The sequence below is a fragment of the Gemmatimonadota bacterium genome, from assembly GCA_022560615.1.
Taxonomy (GTDB): domain Bacteria; phylum Gemmatimonadota; class Gemmatimonadetes; order Longimicrobiales; family Gaopeijiaceae; genus UBA1138.
In genome coordinates this window covers 74132-89905 of the sequence record JADFSR010000017.1, presented here as the reverse complement: position 1 = coordinate 89905, position 15774 = coordinate 74132, and the positions used below count along the sequence as shown (strand labels likewise).

The window sequence follows — 15774 nt, the reverse complement described above, 5'->3', positions numbered from 1 at the left end:
GGCGCTGCGCGGCCTCTTGGAGGAGTACGCATGACCGACGACCTGGATCGCTACCTCGACGGTGACGTCGGAGCTAACGCGCTCGATGCCACGACTCGCGCCGATGCCGAGGCGTGGAACCGAATGGTCGAGTCCTTCCGCACTACCGCACCACGTGCGCTGGCGCCGGCCTGGCTCGAGCAAAAGGTCATGGGCGACATCGAAGCGCTGCCTCGCCCAGGGGCGTTGGCAAGAGCGTTGCAGTGGCTCATGAACCCGACGCCCGTGCGCGTGTCGCCGCTAGCGACGGCGCTGGTGGTCGCGGCGTTTGCCGTCGTGCTTCTCCTGCCCCAGGCCGCACCGGAGGTCGCTCGCCAAACGCCAGGCGTCGCGACGGCTGCCGGCGGCGCCGAACCGGTCGTATACGTCCAGTTCGTGCTGGAGGCTCCTGGGGCCACGTCGGTGTCCCTCGCCGGTGACTTCTCAGATTGGGAGGCGTCGGTCACGCTTACCGATCAAAACGAGGACGGCCTCTGGACTGCGCGTGTCGCCATACGCCCCGGCGTATACGGGTACATGTTCCTGATCGACGGAACTGAATGGCAAACCGATCCCTGGGCCGACCGCTACCAAGACGACGGCTTCGGCAACCGCAACGCGGTGCTCGCCGTTGCCGCGAGCGAGTAGGATGAGAAGCGCGCCCGCCTCCCTTGTCGTCGTCATCCTCGCACTCGCGGGGCCAGCGCCGGCGCTCTCCCAGAGCGAGGTCACCATCGAGCTGGGAGCCTCGCAGGTAGGACCACCGTCAGGCGTCGACGCCGCGACCGCGCGTTTCGCGGTCGGAGGTGTCCGGGCTTCAACATACTCGAGCAATGGATCGGGACTGTTTGCTTCGGTTCTGGCCGGCCGCTCGTTCGGCGCAACGAGCGGGGGAGACTTCCTCTCCGGCACATTGGGTGGAACGCTGCGGCAGGACTGGGGCCGCGGCTGGACCGGCGGCTTCGACGTGCGAGCCCTCGGATTCGAGGTGCGTGCGCCGTTCCCCTATCGGGCGCTCGCCGCCGAGGGAGGTCCGACATTGCGGTACAGATCGGGGCAAGTTTCGGTGAAGGTCAACGGCCTGGCAGGTATCGGAACGTCCCGCCTCCAGCTCCGCAGGCGCCCCGATACACCGGTGGTGCGCACGATCGACCACGACCTCTGGCGCGTGGGTGGGACCACCGAGCTCCTGGTCGGGTCCGGCAACACGTGGTTCGGTCTCGAGGGCGGCGCGCATCACACGAGCGGAGGCACGTACACGGCGGGCGGACTGAGGTTGATCCTGGGCGGGACGCAGGCCGCGGCAGAGCTGCGGGTAGACGTGTGGGACACGCCCGGTGGCACCGAGACGACCGGCGGCCTCGCCATCGTCATTCCGGTGAGCGGCAGGTGGACCTTGCGCGGCTTCCTTGGCAGGAGCGAGCCGGATCCGATGACGCTCGCCGAGCCAGGGAGCGGGAGCGGGGGCCTGCTGCTGGGGCGCACCGTGTACCGCGGCGGCACCACCACACGCCGCGCGTCTCTCTACCAGATCGTTGGCAGCACCGACACCGGCGCTCGCGTCAGGATCAGCGTCGTGGCTCCGGCGACGGCCACCCGCGTCGAAGTCATGGGCGACTTCAGCCTGTGGGACGCCGTGCCGATGCTGCGCGACGGAGACCGATGGACCGTGGTGCTCGAGATCGGCAACGGAACCTATCACTTCGGGTTCTTGGTCGACGGTGAATGGTTTGTACCGGACGACGCAAGCGATGTCGTTCCGGACGAGTGGGGCCGCCGGAACGCGACCCTGGTAATCGAAGGAGTCGGATCATGACACGCACACCACTGACACTGCTCACGCTCGCCGTACTCGTGACGCCTGCCGCGCAGGCACAGGAGACTGCGCGGGAGAGAGCCCAGCGCACGCTCCCGGCTGCCGTCTTCGAGAACGTGTCTGCGCTGGCCGCCGATGGGAGCTCGTCCGGGATCCCCGACGAGCCGCTCTTCAGCAAAGCCCTCGAGGGCGTGGCCAAGCGCGTGTCCATGGATCGGCTCATGCCGGCCATCGAGGCGCTCGCCGGGCGGCTCGGGGAGGCGCGGAACGCTTTTGGACCCACTGCAGCGGTACCGTCGCTTGTCGCCGGAGCCGACGCGCTTCTTCGGGGCGTCCCTGCGGATGCGCTCCGGTCACTCGACTCCGAGGCGGCTCGCTCGCCGATGGCGGTGCTGGTCTTGACCGAGCTCCACGAAGCCGGCGTCCCCACGGACCGGGCGCTGGCGGTACTTCGTGACGCGATCGCGCGCCGGATTCGAGAGGACCGGATGCTCGACATCCCGGCCGACGTGCGGCGGCTCATCCGCGAGGGTCGCCCACCCTCTGACGCCGCCGACCAAGTGCGTCGCGGGCTTCAGAGAGGGCGGGGCAACGGCGACGTCGGCCCCCCGGTGCCTCCCGGATCCGAGCCCACCACGGACCGGGCCAGCCGCACGCGAACCCGCGGAGGCTGAGCCAGCGCTTAGGTCGGCGCATGGTCAGTCACCCACCTCCACGTAGATCTCGCCGCCCTTCTCGCGGAACTCCGCCGCCTTTTGCTCCATGCCCGCCTCGATGGCTTCGACGGTCTCCAGACCCTGCTCTTTCGCGAACTGCCGGATGTCTTCGGTGATCCTCATCGAGCAGAACTTCGGCCCGCACATCGAGCAGAAGTGAGCGACTTTGGCGCCCTCTGCCGGAAGCGTCTCGTCGTGATACTCCTCCGCCGTGATCGGGTCCAGCGCCAGGTTGAACTGGTCACGCCACCGAAACTCGAAGCGCGCCTTCGAGATCGCGTCGTCCCACTCCTGGGCACCCGCGTGGCCCTTCGCCAGGTCCGCCGCGTGCGCCGCGATCCTGTAGGTGATCACGCCGCGCTTCACGTCGTCGCGGTTGGGGAGACCGAGGTGCTCCTTCGGAGTGACGTAGCAGAGCATCGCCGTGCCGTACCAGCCGATCTGCGCGGCGCCGATCGCGCTCGTGATGTGGTCGTAGGCGGGCGCGATGTCCGTCGTCAGCGGCCCGAGCGTGTAGAACGGCGCCTCCTCACACCACTCGAGCTGCTTCTCCATGTTCTCCTTGATGAGATGCATGGGGACGTGTCCCGGCCCTTCGTTCATCACCTGAACGCCGTGCTGCCACGCGATGCGGGTCAATTCCCCCTGCACCTTCAACTCGGCGAACTGCGCCTCGTCGTTCGCGTCCGCGATCGAGCCTGGTCGGAGACCGTCGCCCAGCGAGAACGAGACGTCGTACTCGGCCATGATCTCGCACAACTCGGGGAAGTGCGTGTAGGTGAAGTTTTCCTTGTGGTGAGTCAGGCACCATTTGGCGAGAATCGAGCCACCCCGCGACACGATGCCCGTCATGCGGTTCGCCGTCATCGGGATGAAGCGCAGCAGAACGCCGGCGTGCACCGTGAAATAGTCTACGCCCTGCTCACATTGCTCGATGATCGTGTCGCGGTAGATCTCCCAGGTGAGCTCCTCTGGCACGCCGTCGACCTTCTCGAGCGCCTGATAGATCGGCACCGTCCCGATCGGGACGGGCGAGTTGCGGAGGATCCACTCCCGCGTCTCGTGGATGTTCTTGCCGGTCGACAGATCCATGACCGTATCGGCGCCCCAGAGCGTCGCCCAACGGAGCTTCGCGACCTCTTCTTCGATCGAGGAGCTCACCGCCGAGTTCCCGATGTTGGCGTTGATCTTCACCTTGAACTTGCGGCCGATGGCCATCGGCTCGATCTCCGGGTGGTTGACGTTCGCTGGGATGATCGCGCGACCTCGCGCGACTTCGTCGCGCACGAACACGGGCTCGACGCCCTCGCGGATCGCGACGAACTCCATCTCGGGCGTGATCTCGCCGTTCCTGGCATACGTCATCTGCGTGACGGAGCCGGAGCCGCGGACCGTACGAGGCTTCAGGGCTTCCGGCATTTCGACATCGGCCGCGAGCTCACGCGTGCGCCCGGTCTCGTACGCGCCGCGCGCGCGGATCCACTCCTCGCGAAGCGGAGGCAGCCCCTGACGCACATCGAGGTCTTGAGGACCACTCGTGTCGTACACGCGTAGCGGCGGCTCTCCGCCCGACAGGTGGATCTCCCGCATCGGTACGGCGACCCCCCGGGTGCCCTCGACGTAGACCTTCTTGGAGTTCGGGAACGCATCTGGATAGTCGGTCCCGACGGCCTCGCTACCGTTTCTCTTGCTCATTCGTGCTCCACTCTGTGGCGGAGGAGCGCGAGACGCAGAGCCAACGGGCCTCGTCTTCTGCCGCACTTCCTCCGCCGGTTTGAACCGGATCAGGTTCCAAGGGTCTCTCTCAATCCCGTCTTCTCGACCGGATGCCCCTGGCGGCTGATGGAAGGTACGGGCTACAGAGGGGGGAGCAACTCCAAGACCCGCTCATACAGAGGGGTCACAGACTCCAGTTCCTCGCTTGGGAGGCTCCGCAACAGCCGAATCCTGGCGCGCTGGAGGCCGGTCCATGCCTTGTCGAGCTGACTCTCCGGCATCCCCTCCTTGACGTTCCGGAACGGCCTGTCGCTGGGCACGTCCCCCGCCTCCAGTCGCTCGATGAGGTTGCGGAAAGAGAAGATCGCAACATCAGCCACCCAACCTCTGGGGGCCACTCGAATAGCCGTATTCAAGTCCTGATATGGGTCGCCGGTGGCCTCGACCCGGGCGACCTGCGTGCGCAAGGTATGGAAGGTCGCATGGCGCGGCAGATCTTTGCGAGCCAACGCCGTGGCAAGGTACGTGCTGGCATGACGCTGGGGCGCGAATGCCCAACCCAAATACATCCAGACCGCCCAGTTCTCTTCGGCATTGTCGATCGGCACGCCGTGCTGAAGGGATTTCCGAGCCACATTCCCAACGTCCCACCATGCGTCATGCAGAGAGAAGTGCATCGGTTCGCTGCTGCCCGACCGGAGCATATGCTGCGCGACCAGGCTCGCGGTCCAGCGACGAGCCTGGAAGCAGTCGTCGGCTTCGAACCGGACCGGCTCCTCCAACTGACAGGGCGCCATAGTGCTCTTCGGGTCTCGCTCGGCGATGCGAAGAGCGATCGCGGCATCGTAGAGGGCATCGTCGGTGCCCGAGGCCTGATACCTTCGCAGTGCGTCCCCAGCCCGGTTTTGCGAGTGGCGCAGTAGGCCCTCCGGGAACGGGTCGTCAGGCATCCAATCCAGGTTGCTCTCCTCGAACGACCAGCGAGGGAAGGTGAGTGCGATCGGGACCTGGGTCGGATCGATGGCCAGCAGTTCCGCGGTCGTGAGTGCGCTCGGCCAGCTGTCGGAGCCGAACAGCGTCGTAGCGAATTCTACGTCGCCGGTGAGCTCGACGCCGCCGGGTTGGAAGCTCTGGTCGAACCGACCTACAGGCACGACGGGTAGTGTGTTGATGTACGCCGCGATGTCGAACGCCGTGGTGGTGTCGACGTGCCCGAGCGCGCGGCGGACGATCGTGGAGTCCGGGAACGAGAAGAACGCGAGGTCGAAGCCGTCACGTGAGGCGTGACAGCCGGCGCACTCCGCGACGAACGCCTGATGGCCCAGCGTCGGGTCAGCAAGCCGCTCCGCGACGTCCGGCAACTCGCTCTCTGCGAGCGGCGCCGCGGGGCTGTCGCACGCCCCGGCAGCGCACAGGAGCGCCAGAACCGAACATCTTTCCAGGCGTGTCATACCAGACTCCTAGGTCAAACCGAATCGCGCATCGTGCTTTGGAGATGTAGCGTGGGCTCGATTCGTTAGGCAAATCCGCTGAGAGCGTCCTCGCAGCGGGACGCCCTGTTTTCCCTGGCGAAGCTCGATGCGACACCGCACGTTAGGCGTCTAAAGGCGAGTCTGTTCCCTTCCACTCCCTCGAGACGCGCCCTTGCCATCTGAGTTCGAGCGGCTCCAAGCCGCGTTGCCGAAGCGGTACACGTTGCTCCGAGAGCTCGATCGCGGAGGGATGTCCCGCGTGTACATGGCCCGCGAGGCGCTGCCGGACCGTGACGTCGCGATCAAGGTCTTCGACGAGCAGCTCTCGGCGCGCCTGGGACGTGAACGGTTCGTGCGCGAAGTCGAAGTCACGTCCAAGCTCAGCCACCCGCACATCGTCCCGCTCCACGCCGCTGGTGAGGCAGACGGCACGCTCTACTACGTCATGCCCTTCATCGGCGGTGAGAGCCTGCGTGACCGACTCGATCGAGAGGGGCGCCTGCCCATCGAGGACGCGATCCGAATCACGCACCAGGTAGCCGACGCTCTGCAGCACGCTCACGACCAAGACGTCATCCACCGGGACATCAAGCCAGCGAATATCCTCTTCCAGAGTGGGCACGCGGTGGTCGCGGACTTCGGGATCGCGCGTGCCTTGCGGGCTGCCGACACCGGAGAGTTCACCATTGCAGGGCTGTCCGTGGGCACCCCGGACTACATGAGCCCCGAGCAGGCCAGTGGTGAAGGACAGATCGACGGTCGGACGGACACTTATGCGCTCGCGTGTGTTCTCTACGAGATGCTCGGCGGCCAACCTCCATTCCTCAGCCGGTCCCCGCAGGCGACGCTGGCACGACAGCTCACGGATTCGATGCCGTCGCTGCGCTCGCTTCGGGCCTCCGTACCGAGCGAGATCGAGGACACGATCCGAAAGGCTCTCTCCAAGACACCAGCGGATCGCCACGCGACCACGATGGAGTTTGCCAACGAGCTGCAAACAGTCGAGAGCGGCGGCTTCGCCGCGCCGATGGCGACCACGCGACCGCCCGGTCGATGGGACGGCTTCCGCCTCTCGCTGCGTATAGCTGGTATGCTACTCGTCGTTGCCGCGATGGGGCTGGCTTGGTCGGCGTGGTCCTCGAGGGACCCGGTTCCCGCGGCGGCCGCATCAAGGTACGTCGACTCGATCGCAGTCATGCCGCTCGACGACCGCACCGGCGATCCGGCGCTGGCCGGTCTCGGCCAGTCGCTAGCCGACGAGGTGATCAAGCACCTCGCGAGGGTCCCCGAGGTCAAGGTAATCGGCAGCTACTCGGTCGTCTCGCTCTGGGACGAGCAGCTCGGGCTGACGCGTCTCATGGACACGCTCAACGTCGGCCACCTCATCGACGGCTACTACGAGATGCGCGGTGGCGAGCTGGTGGTGACGGTACAGGAGTTCGACTCGGCCGGCTTCGTTCACGACATCACGGCCTATCGGGTCGACCCCGCGAAGTTGGACTCGGCGCAGCTGGCGATCGCGCACGACGTATCGGAGCAATTTCTGGCTCGTATCGGCCTGCCTTCGAGTCTGGAAGCGGCGGACGTTGCCTATGGGCCAGGACGGGCCGCATACATCCAGGGGAACTCGTGGCTGGGCCGACGAACGCCCACCGCAATGCGTCGTGCTGCTACGCAGTTTAACGAAGCTATCCGCTTGGAAGAGACGTACGCGCCCGCACACGCCGCGCTCTCCTCCACGTACGCCTTGGCGCTGTACTACAAATACGACATTGGGTTCTCCCCCTACGACCTCGCCGCAATGGCCTTCGTCTCAGCGGATCGGGCGATCGATCTCGATCCTGAACTCGCCAACGGCTATTCGTCGCGTGGATACATCACCGGCCTCGTGGAAGCCGACGTCGATGCCGCTCAGGCCGACTTCGACCGAGCGAGTGAGCTGGCACCCAACAACCCCAACGCCCCGAGCTGGTCCTCCCGCGTCCTGGCCCAGCGTGGCCTCACCGATGAGGCGTACGCGGAGGCGCGTCGCGCCCGCGACCTCGACCCCGTCCAGGCGGGCCGCCGCATAGCGCTCGCGTCGCTCGCGTTCCAGCTCGGCGACTACGAGGTCGTCATCGAAGAATCGCGCGAGGCGATCCGACTCCAGCCTGAATTGGCACTCGCCACCTCCTTCGAAGCGAGGGCTCTCGCGCTCACGCACGAAGGCAGCGCGTGTTTGCAGCTCGAGCTCGGTGTGTACGACCTCGTTCACGCGCTCTGCCTATTCACTTCGGGGCGGGAGACAGAAGCCGCCGAGTTGGTGCAGGCCGCCGAGTCGGCGCTCACGTCGAGCGGCATGGGTGACCCCGACCACTTGGACGACGTGGCCATGCAGGACCTGGCCAGCTACTACGGCCTCGCTGGAGACGCGCCGAACGCGACTCGCTGGCTCCGGGAGGCGTTCGAACTCTCACCGACAGGTATTGAGTCGAAAATCCTCGATTCGGAGCTTTTCGACCCGGTTCGTGGCGACCCGGAATTCGCCTCGGCGGTCGACGAGGTCCGTCGGGCGGCACTCGTCAGGATCGAGGCCGAACGCGAGCGACTGAGCGCCGCTGGCGCCAACTGACCTAGCAGCCCGTCGGCTGCTAACCAACCCCCCAAAGCAGGTACGCGCCGACGACTGTCCCCACCGTCGCGATCCCGTAGGTCAGCACCGCGATGAGCTGGTTGAGATGGCCGAGCTGAAGACCGTCGTAGAGCGTGTACCGGAACCGGTGCGCCCAGTGGAACCAGCACAGCGAGACAAAAACCAACAGGCCCAGCCGCGTCAGCGGGTGTCTCACCAGCGCTTGAAGATCCCCAAAGGCGGCTCCCTCTACCCACCCGAGGGGCAAGGCAATGAACAGCACCAGAATCAGCGCCGGAAGAAAGAGCGCCGAGGCCATCCCCCCACCACCGAACAGTGCCCAGATGATGGGCTCCCTGGACCGCCGCATTCACTACCTCCAGATCAGGACCCAGGCCACGAAACCAGTGCACACGACCCACGCCGCGTAATGGCCGAGCAGCACAGCCGAGGCAGGCACTCTCCGACCTCCGATCTTCGCGACGATCGCCATGGGGGCCAGGTTGAGCCAGGTAATCGTGTGGAAGAGCACAACGAAGAGCACGAGCACATGAGCCGCGAGGACGGCGGGGCGCGAAAGCCAGTCCATGACTTCCAAATATGCGCCTTCTCCTCGATCCAACGCGAGCACGAGCACCACTAGCAGGACGGCCGAGTAGGCGACGAATACGCTCGTCAGCTCGCGGCCGATGAACGCCGTATACGATCGCTTGTGTAGCCACCAGAAGATCGGAACCTTGCTCCGGTACCACTTGGGATGGTACGGCCGGTACTCGGGGTTCACCCTGACCCCACCGGCATGAGCAGAGACTTGAAGAAGTCCATGGTGGCGGAAACCTTGTAGCGCTGGATGGCTCCGGCCGGATCCACGTCCTTGGGGCAGACCTCCGAGCACTCGCCGACCAACGTACACGCCCAGATCCCGTCGTGCTGAGAGAGCACGTCCATCCTCTCCTGAGCCCCCTCATCACGAGAGTCCATGTTGTAGCGCTGAGCGATCGCGATGGCCGCCGGACCGATGAAGTCGGGCTCGATGCGGTAGACGGGGCAGGCGGCATAGCACAGCATGCAGTTGATGCACATCGAATACTGCTCGTACTCGGCGAGCTCCGCCGGCGTCTGTAGGTATTCCCCCTCCTCGAGGGGCTTCTCTTCGTCACGAATGATCCAAGCCTTGACGTCACTGAGCTTGCCCATGAAGTCCGTGATGTCTCCCACCAGATCGCGGATCACGGGAAAGCCCGTGAGCGGCTCGATTCGGATGGGACCGGGGAGCAGGCTCTCCAGGTACGTGGCGCACGTCAGCACGGGACTCCCGTTGGCCATCATGCCGCAGCTCCCGCACACACCCATTCGGCACGCCCATCGGTAGGACAGAGTCCCGTCGAGATCGTCCTTGATGTAGTTGAGCGCGTCGAGGATCATCCACTCCGGGTGGAACGGGACCTCGAAGCTCTCGAACGTGGGCTCCGTTTCGTCTTCGGGCCGGTAACGGAACACTTCTAGAGTGACGGTCTCAGGCATCGGACGCCTGCCTCCCGTAAACTCGTTCGCCCGGTGGCCACTTTGTGACGGTCACCGGTTTGTACTCGATTCTTGGCGTGCCGTCCTCCGACCGGTAGGCCACGGAGTGAGCGAGAAACTCGTCGTCGTCGCGCTCGGGGTAGTCGGTCCGTTGGTGTGCTCCTCGGGACTCCGTGCGGGCCCGAGCCGACTCCAGGACAACGCCCGCGACATCCAACAGATTGGAGAGCTCGAGCGCTGAGACCAGCTCCGTGTTGAAGGTAAGACTGCGGTCGTCTAGGCCGATACGCTGGAACCTCTCCTCGACACTCTTCACCTTCGCTACAGATTCAGTGAGCCCGTTCTCGTTCCGGTAGATTCCGGCGCCCGCCTCCATCGCGTCCTGCATTTCCTTTCTCAACGGCGCCACGCGCTCCGTGCCCTCCGAAGTGTCTAGGAAGTCCCTTCGCAGCCGGCGCTCCTCATCGCGCGCCTGGGCCATGAGCGCCGAGCCGGGCGCGGGCTGACCACCTGCGAATTGGGCAGCGGCCCGTCCAGCCCTGGCCCCGAAGACGAGGAGCTCCGTGAGAGAGTTGGACCCGAGACGATTCGCCCCGTTGATGTTCACGCAGGCCACCTCGCCTGCCGCGTACAGACCGTCGAGAGACGTGGCGCCGAGGATGTCCGTGTCGATCCCGCCCATCATGTAGTGAACGACGGGCCGAACCGGGATCATCTCGCTCACCGGGTCGACCTTCTGGTACTTCATACAGAGCTCGCGGACGAACGGGATCTTCTTGTCGATTTCCGCCTCGCCCAGGTGCCGGATATCGAGATGGACCACGTCTCCGTAGGGACCCGAGACGGCCCTCCCGGCCTGGCTCTCCTTCATGAAGGCTTGAGAGAGCCGATCGCGTGGTCCGAGCTCCATGGTGAGCTTCACAGGCTTGGGCTCGGGCGTGCCCAGATCGTAGTCCTGCAGGTAGCGGTATCCGTCCTTGTTGAGCAGCCAACCGCCTTCGGCACGGGCAGCCTCCGTGATGAGAATGCCCGTGAACGGCAGCCCCGTCGGATGATACTGGACGAACTCCATATCCTTGAGCGGAACGCCCGCGCGATACGCGAGCGCCATGCCGTCACCGGTCTTGATGTTGGCGTTCGTGGTGAACGGGAAAATCTTTCCGCCTCCACCGCTGCAGATGATGACGGCCTTGGCCAGCAGCGTCCGGACTTCCCCGGTAGCCAGCTCGATCGCCACCACTCCCTGACAGCGACCGTCGTCGACCAGTAAGCGCGTGACGAAAAACTCGTCGTAGCGGATGATCGGCGGGTAGCGGAGCGTAGTCTGGAAGAGGGCGTGTAGCATGTGAAAGCCGGTCTTGTCCGCCGCATACCACGTGCGCTCGATCTTCATCCCGCCGAAGGCCCGAGTAGCGATGTGGCCGTCGGGCTGGCGGCTCCAAGGGCAACCCCAGTGCTCGAGCTGGACCAGCTCCGTGGGAGCTTCCTGGACGAACACTTCGACGGCGTCCTGATCGCAAAGCCAGTCCCCACCGCTTATGGTGTCGTAGGCGTGCGCGTCGAGGCTGTCCTCGGGACGGACTACTCCGGCAGCGCCACCTTCGGCCGAGACGGTATGGCTGCGCATGGGATAGACCTTCGAGACGACCGCCACGCTGAGTCCGGGGTTCGTCTCAGCCACCGCGATCGCCGCGCGCAGGCCGGCTCCTCCACCTCCGACCAACAAAACATCATGGGTTACGCTGTCCACGCGCCTCCTGGATCGCCGCGACGGAGAGGGAGCCGGACCGTCACTAAAGTGCGGGATCCGGCCGGCGCCGAGGCTTGGTCTGAAAAGATTGACCACGCAGCCTATCACCTGTGGTCGGAAAGTTCAACGCGGCTTCCGGAATCGCTACTGTCGGCGAGTCAGCGGATGTGTGGCGTGGCGGTCATTCGAGACCGAGCTCCGCACGCTCCTCCGGTTCCGGAGCACAGTGCGGGTGACGTTCGATCATCCTCACGCAAGCGTTCCAACGCAGCGTGGCGTCCCCGGCGTCTGTGGGACGGGAGGCGATAGCCAGCTCATACTGCTCGAGGGCATACTGGAACCACTCGTATGCGACGAAGCCCGAACGTGTGCCACGTCTTCGAAGGAGCGTCTTCGCTTGACGCTCGCAGATCAGGCCGCCGTAGTACGCCCGATCGTACTCTCGCTTGAGTCGAGGAAGCACCTCCCGCGCCTGTTTGAGCAGCGATGGGCTGCCCTCTTGAAATTGGTCAGTCCTCGCGAGCAGCAGATTGATCAACGCCTGCTGATGCTCAGGGTCCACTTCGAGAATGTCGATGCAGATGCTCTCGGCTTCTTCAGGCTCGTTCAGGAGCCGGTAGTGTTCGGCCTTGGCTAGCGCCGCCGGCACCGCGTCCGGTGATAATGGCTTGAGCTCGAACATGTCACTCCGCCTCTTGCGGCTACTGGGAGACCATCTTCCCCTGCCGATCGACTGGATCGAGCAGAGAGGCACGAAGGTAATCGCGGTTCATGTGGCCGATGAAGCCGATGCTTATTCCCTTGGGGCATTGCGCCTCGCACTCCCCATAGTTCCGGCAGGCACCGAAGCCTTCCTCCTCCATCTGCCCGACCATGCTCCGCACCCTCTCGTAGCGTTCTGGCTGGCCCTGAGGAAGCAACGCGAGGTGCGAGACTTTGGCGGCGGTGAAGAGCATCGCCGACGCGTTCGGGCACGCGGCCACGCAGGCGCCGCAACCGATGCAGGACGCCGCGTCGAGAGCCAGCTCGACCGTCCCAGGCTCGATGGGCACGGAGTTGGGGTCCGGCTTCGGGCCGGAATGCACGCTGATGAATCCTCCGGCTTGCATGATCCGGTCGAACGCGCTTCGATCCACGATCAGGTCACGGACCAGCGGAAACGCCGCCGCCCGGAAGGGCTCGACGGTAATCACATCGCCGTCCTGAAAGTGACGCATGTAGACCTGGCAGGTGGCCGATTCGGGCAGCGGGCCGTGGGCCTGCCCGTTGATCACCATGGAGCACATGCCGCAGATGCCTTCACGGCAGTCGGAGTCGAACGCGACAGGGTCCTCTCCCTTCGCGGTGAGCTGCTCGTTGAGCAGATCCATCATCTCGAGGAACGACGTATCCGGGCTGATGTCGTCCACCGAATACTCCACGAGAGACCCACGAGCCTCGGGCCCGGGCTGCCTATGAACCCTGAGCGTGAATCTCATGGGTGTGTCACGTCTTCAAACCTTTCAAACCTTGTAGTTGCGCTGCGCCAGCGGCAGCGCGTGGAAGGTCAGCGGCTCCTCGTAGAGCGCCGGCGGCTCGTCGGGGCCCTGGAAATCCCAGACCGACACGTGAGCGAAGTCCAGGTCATCGCGAAGCGCCTCTCCTTCCTCGGTTTTATGCTCCTCGCGGAAGTGCCCGCCGCACGACTCCTCCCGGGTCAGCGCGTCGAGGCACATCAGCTCCGCGAGCTCGAAGAAATCGGCCAAGCGACCCGCATGCTCGAGCGACTGGTTGAGGTGCTCACCGGTACCGTTGATCCGCAAATTGGACCAGAACTCGTCACGGAGCCGCGGGATGATCTTCAGGGCTTCACGTAGGCCCTCCCCTGTACGGGACATTCCACAGTGATCCCACACGACTCGGCCCAGTTCCCGATGGAGAGACTCGACGGTTCGCGTGCCCCCGATCCCGAGCAGACGCTCGATCTGGTCTTGGACTTCGCGCTCAGCTTCGCCGAAAGCCGGATGGTCGGCGTCCACGTCCCCGTTCGGGTGCCGGCTCAGATAGTCCCCGATCGTGATCGGTAGGATGAAGTACCCGTCGGCGAGGCACTGCATCATGGAGCTCGCCCCGAGTCGGTTCGCCCCGTGATCCGAGAAGTTCGCCTCCCCGATCGCGTACAGGCCCGGCACCGTGGTCATCAAGTTGTAGTCGACCCACAGCCCACCCATCGTGTAGTGGGGTGCCGGGTAGATCTGCATCGGTGTATTCCAGGGACTCTTGCCGGTGATCCGTTCGTAGATCTCGAAGAGGTTCTCGTAGCGGCCCGCGATCACATCGCGTCCGTGCTCCGCGATCGCGTCGCGAAAGTCCAGATAGACGCCTCGGCCTGTCGGACCAACCCCGAGCTCCTGATCGCATACGTCCTTGGCGTTCCGAGAAGCAACGTCCCGAGGAACTAGATTGCCGAACCGCGGATACCGCTCCTCGAGGTAGTAGTAGCGTTCCTCTTCAGGGATCTCGCCGGGTGCACGCGTGTCGCCGCTCTTTCGCGGAACCCAGATGCGCCCATCGTTCCGCAGCGACTCGCTCATCAGGGTGAGCTTCGACTGATGCTCCCCCGAGGCGGGAATACAGGTCGGATGAATCTGAGTGTAGCAGGGATTCGCGAAGCTGGCCCCGCGCTTGTACGCTCGCCAGGTCGCGGTGACGTTGCAGCCCGTCGCGTTGGTCGACAGGTAGTAGACGTTGGAGTAACCGCCGGTCGCGAGCACGACCGCGTCCGCCGCATGAGATCGGACCTCGCCGGTGACAAGGTCCCGAACCACGATCCCTCGTGCGCGCCCGTCGATGACCACGATATCGAGCAGCTCGGTGCGGGTGTACATCTCCACCTGCCCCGCCTTGATCTGTTCCGCCAGCGCAGAGCACGCGCCCAAGAGCAGTTGCTGACCGGTCTCGCCACGCGAGTAGAACGTCCGTTCAACCAGGACCCCGCCGAAGGAGCGATTCGCGAGCATCCCGCCGTACTCACGGGCAAACGGTACACCCTGCGCTACCGCCTGATCGATGATGTTTGCGCTCAGTTCGGCCAGCCGCCAAACGTTCGCTTCCCGAGACCGGAAGTCACCACCCTTCTGGGTGTCGTAGAAAAGGCGATAGACCGAGTCGCCATCGTTGCGGTAGTCCTTGGCGGCGTTGATCCCTCCCTGGGCCGCGATGCTGTGGGCCCGGCGGGCGCTGTCCTGAAAGCAAAAGCAATCCACGCGGTAGCCCATCGCGCCCAGCGAGGAGGCTGCGGCGGCGCCGGCCAATCCGCTGCCCACCACGAGGATCCTGTAGCGCGGCCGATTGCGGGGGCCGACGAGGCGCAGGTGCTCCCGATGCGTGTCCCACATGTGCTCGATCGGCGCTTCCGGGATCTTCGCGTCCAGCGGCATCATTCTCCCCCTGTCTCGGTCTGCGCCACGCTCTCGGTCGGGGGATCGAGGGCACCTACGGCGACCGAGATCGGGACGATGACGAATCCCACGAACAGCGCCACGGAGAGGATCGTGGCGAACCAACGAAGCGCGCGGTTCCGATCAGGACTGTCGAGCCCCAGCGTCTGGAACATGCTCCAGGCGCCATGATAGACGTGAAGCGAGACGAGCCCCATCGCCGCGGCATACAGCACGACGAAGGGCCAGCGCGCAAAGGCGGAATAGACGTTCGCGTAAACCCGGCCCTGCTCGAAATTGGCGGGGTCGATCGTCCCAGTGGTGAAGTGCAGGAGATGGAAGACGACGAAGCCGAGCAGAAGCACCCCGGTGGGCATCATCCACTTCGCTGAGAGCGTACCCCGCACTAGGCGCTGGTTCTCATATCGGTCCGGTCGCGCCGCCCGACTCGCGACCGAGAGCTGGACCACGAAGACCACGTGGAGCACGAGGGCTACGATCAGGATCAGTCGGAACGTCCACAGTGCCCCGCCGTGAGGGAGCATGGGCTCGCCCGCTGAGCGCAAGAACTCCGCGTACACGTCGATGTCGCTGACGCCCGGCTCCGGATCGGGCAGGAAAACCTTGAGATTTCCGGCGACGTGGCCCACGAGGAAGCCGACCCAGATGGCGCCCGTAACCGCGACTACGGCCTTCTTACCAAGCGTGCTCTGGAAGAAACCCAAGCTCACC

The 15774-nt window shown here is 65.0% G+C and carries 14 protein-coding genes and 1 riboswitch; of the genes, 4 read left to right on the top strand and 10 right to left on the bottom strand.

The window, feature by feature from the left end; genetic code table 11:
- Nucleotides 1-30: 30 nt before the first annotated feature.
- The 3 genes from IIB36_11350 to IIB36_11340 are packed head-to-tail and all read left to right on the top strand — an operon-like array spanning nt 31 to nt 2508.
- Nucleotides 31-666, top strand: coding sequence for an isoamylase early set domain-containing protein (locus tag IIB36_11350; protein ID MCH7532336.1), 636 nt, complete (start codon nt 31-33; stop codon nt 664-666).
- Nucleotide 667: 1 nt separating this feature from the next.
- Nucleotides 668-1834, top strand: a complete 1167-nt coding sequence (locus IIB36_11345) for a glycogen-binding domain-containing protein (protein MCH7532335.1) — start codon at nt 668-670, stop codon at nt 1832-1834.
- Nucleotides 1831-2508 (top strand): hypothetical protein, encoded by a 678-nt coding sequence (locus tag IIB36_11340; GenBank protein MCH7532334.1) that lies wholly within the window; start codon nt 1831-1833, stop codon nt 2506-2508. The genes IIB36_11345 and IIB36_11340 overlap by 4 nt, the downstream gene beginning before the upstream one ends.
- 24 nt (nt 2509-2532) lie before the next feature.
- On the opposite strand, the gene thiC is transcribed toward IIB36_11340, so the two are convergent.
- Both thiC and IIB36_11330 read right to left on the bottom strand, forming a co-directional pair.
- Entirely contained in the window at nt 2533-4245 is a 1713-nt protein-coding gene (gene thiC, locus IIB36_11335) for a phosphomethylpyrimidine synthase ThiC (protein ID MCH7532333.1), read from the bottom strand.
- 48 nt (nt 4246-4293) lie between these two features.
- Nucleotides 4294-4394, bottom strand: a riboswitch (TPP riboswitch).
- A 12-nt stretch (nt 4395-4406) separates the two neighbouring features.
- The gene (locus IIB36_11330; protein MCH7532332.1) at nt 4407-5717 is read right to left on the bottom strand and encodes a hypothetical protein; all 1311 of its coding nucleotides are present in this window, start codon (nt 5715-5717) and stop codon (nt 4407-4409) included.
- 193 nt (nt 5718-5910) lie between these two features.
- Here IIB36_11330 and IIB36_11325 point away from each other — a divergent pair, with 193 nt between their 5' ends.
- Complete coding sequence (locus IIB36_11325) at nt 5911-8349, top strand: protein kinase (protein ID MCH7532331.1); 2439 nt, start codon at nt 5911-5913, stop codon at nt 8347-8349.
- Between the two features lie 19 nt (nt 8350-8368).
- Here IIB36_11325 and IIB36_11320 read toward each other — a convergent pair whose 3' ends face one another.
- The 8 genes from IIB36_11320 to IIB36_11285 all read right to left on the bottom strand — a co-directional run bounded on the left by IIB36_11320 (nt 8369) and on the right by IIB36_11285 (nt 15773).
- Entirely contained in the window at nt 8369-8719 is a 351-nt protein-coding gene (locus IIB36_11320) for a fumarate reductase subunit D (GenBank protein ID MCH7532330.1), read from the bottom strand.
- A gap of 3 nt (nt 8720-8722) precedes the next feature.
- Complete coding sequence (locus tag IIB36_11315) at nt 8723-9133, bottom strand: fumarate reductase subunit C (protein ID MCH7532329.1); 411 nt, start codon at nt 9131-9133, stop codon at nt 8723-8725.
- A complete protein-coding gene (locus tag IIB36_11310; protein ID MCH7532328.1) occupies nt 9130-9873 on the bottom strand; it encodes a succinate dehydrogenase/fumarate reductase iron-sulfur subunit in 744 nt (247 codons plus the stop codon). Before IIB36_11310 ends, IIB36_11315 begins: the two co-directional genes overlap by 4 nt.
- On the bottom strand, nt 9866-11623 hold the full coding sequence (gene frdA, locus IIB36_11305) for a fumarate reductase (quinol) flavoprotein subunit (protein MCH7532327.1): 1758 nt from the start codon (nt 11621-11623) through the stop codon (nt 9866-9868). The genes IIB36_11310 and frdA overlap by 8 nt, the downstream gene beginning before the upstream one ends.
- 181 nt (nt 11624-11804) lie before the next feature.
- On the bottom strand, nt 11805-12305 hold the full coding sequence (locus IIB36_11300) for a hypothetical protein (protein ID MCH7532326.1): 501 nt from the start codon (nt 12303-12305) through the stop codon (nt 11805-11807).
- A 19-nt stretch (nt 12306-12324) separates the two neighbouring features.
- Nucleotides 12325-13101: a succinate dehydrogenase/fumarate reductase iron-sulfur subunit gene (locus IIB36_11295; protein MCH7532325.1), complete on the bottom strand. Its 777-nt coding sequence runs from the start codon at nt 13099-13101 to the stop codon at nt 12325-12327.
- 24 nt (nt 13102-13125) lie between these two features.
- Nucleotides 13126-15042: a fumarate reductase/succinate dehydrogenase flavoprotein subunit gene (locus IIB36_11290; GenBank protein ID MCH7532324.1), complete on the bottom strand. Its 1917-nt coding sequence runs from the start codon at nt 15040-15042 to the stop codon at nt 13126-13128.
- A complete protein-coding gene (locus IIB36_11285; protein ID MCH7532323.1) occupies nt 15042-15773 on the bottom strand; it encodes a succinate dehydrogenase cytochrome b subunit in 732 nt (243 codons plus the stop codon). Before IIB36_11285 ends, IIB36_11290 begins: the two co-directional genes overlap by 1 nt.
- Nucleotide 15774: the final 1 nt, after the last annotated feature.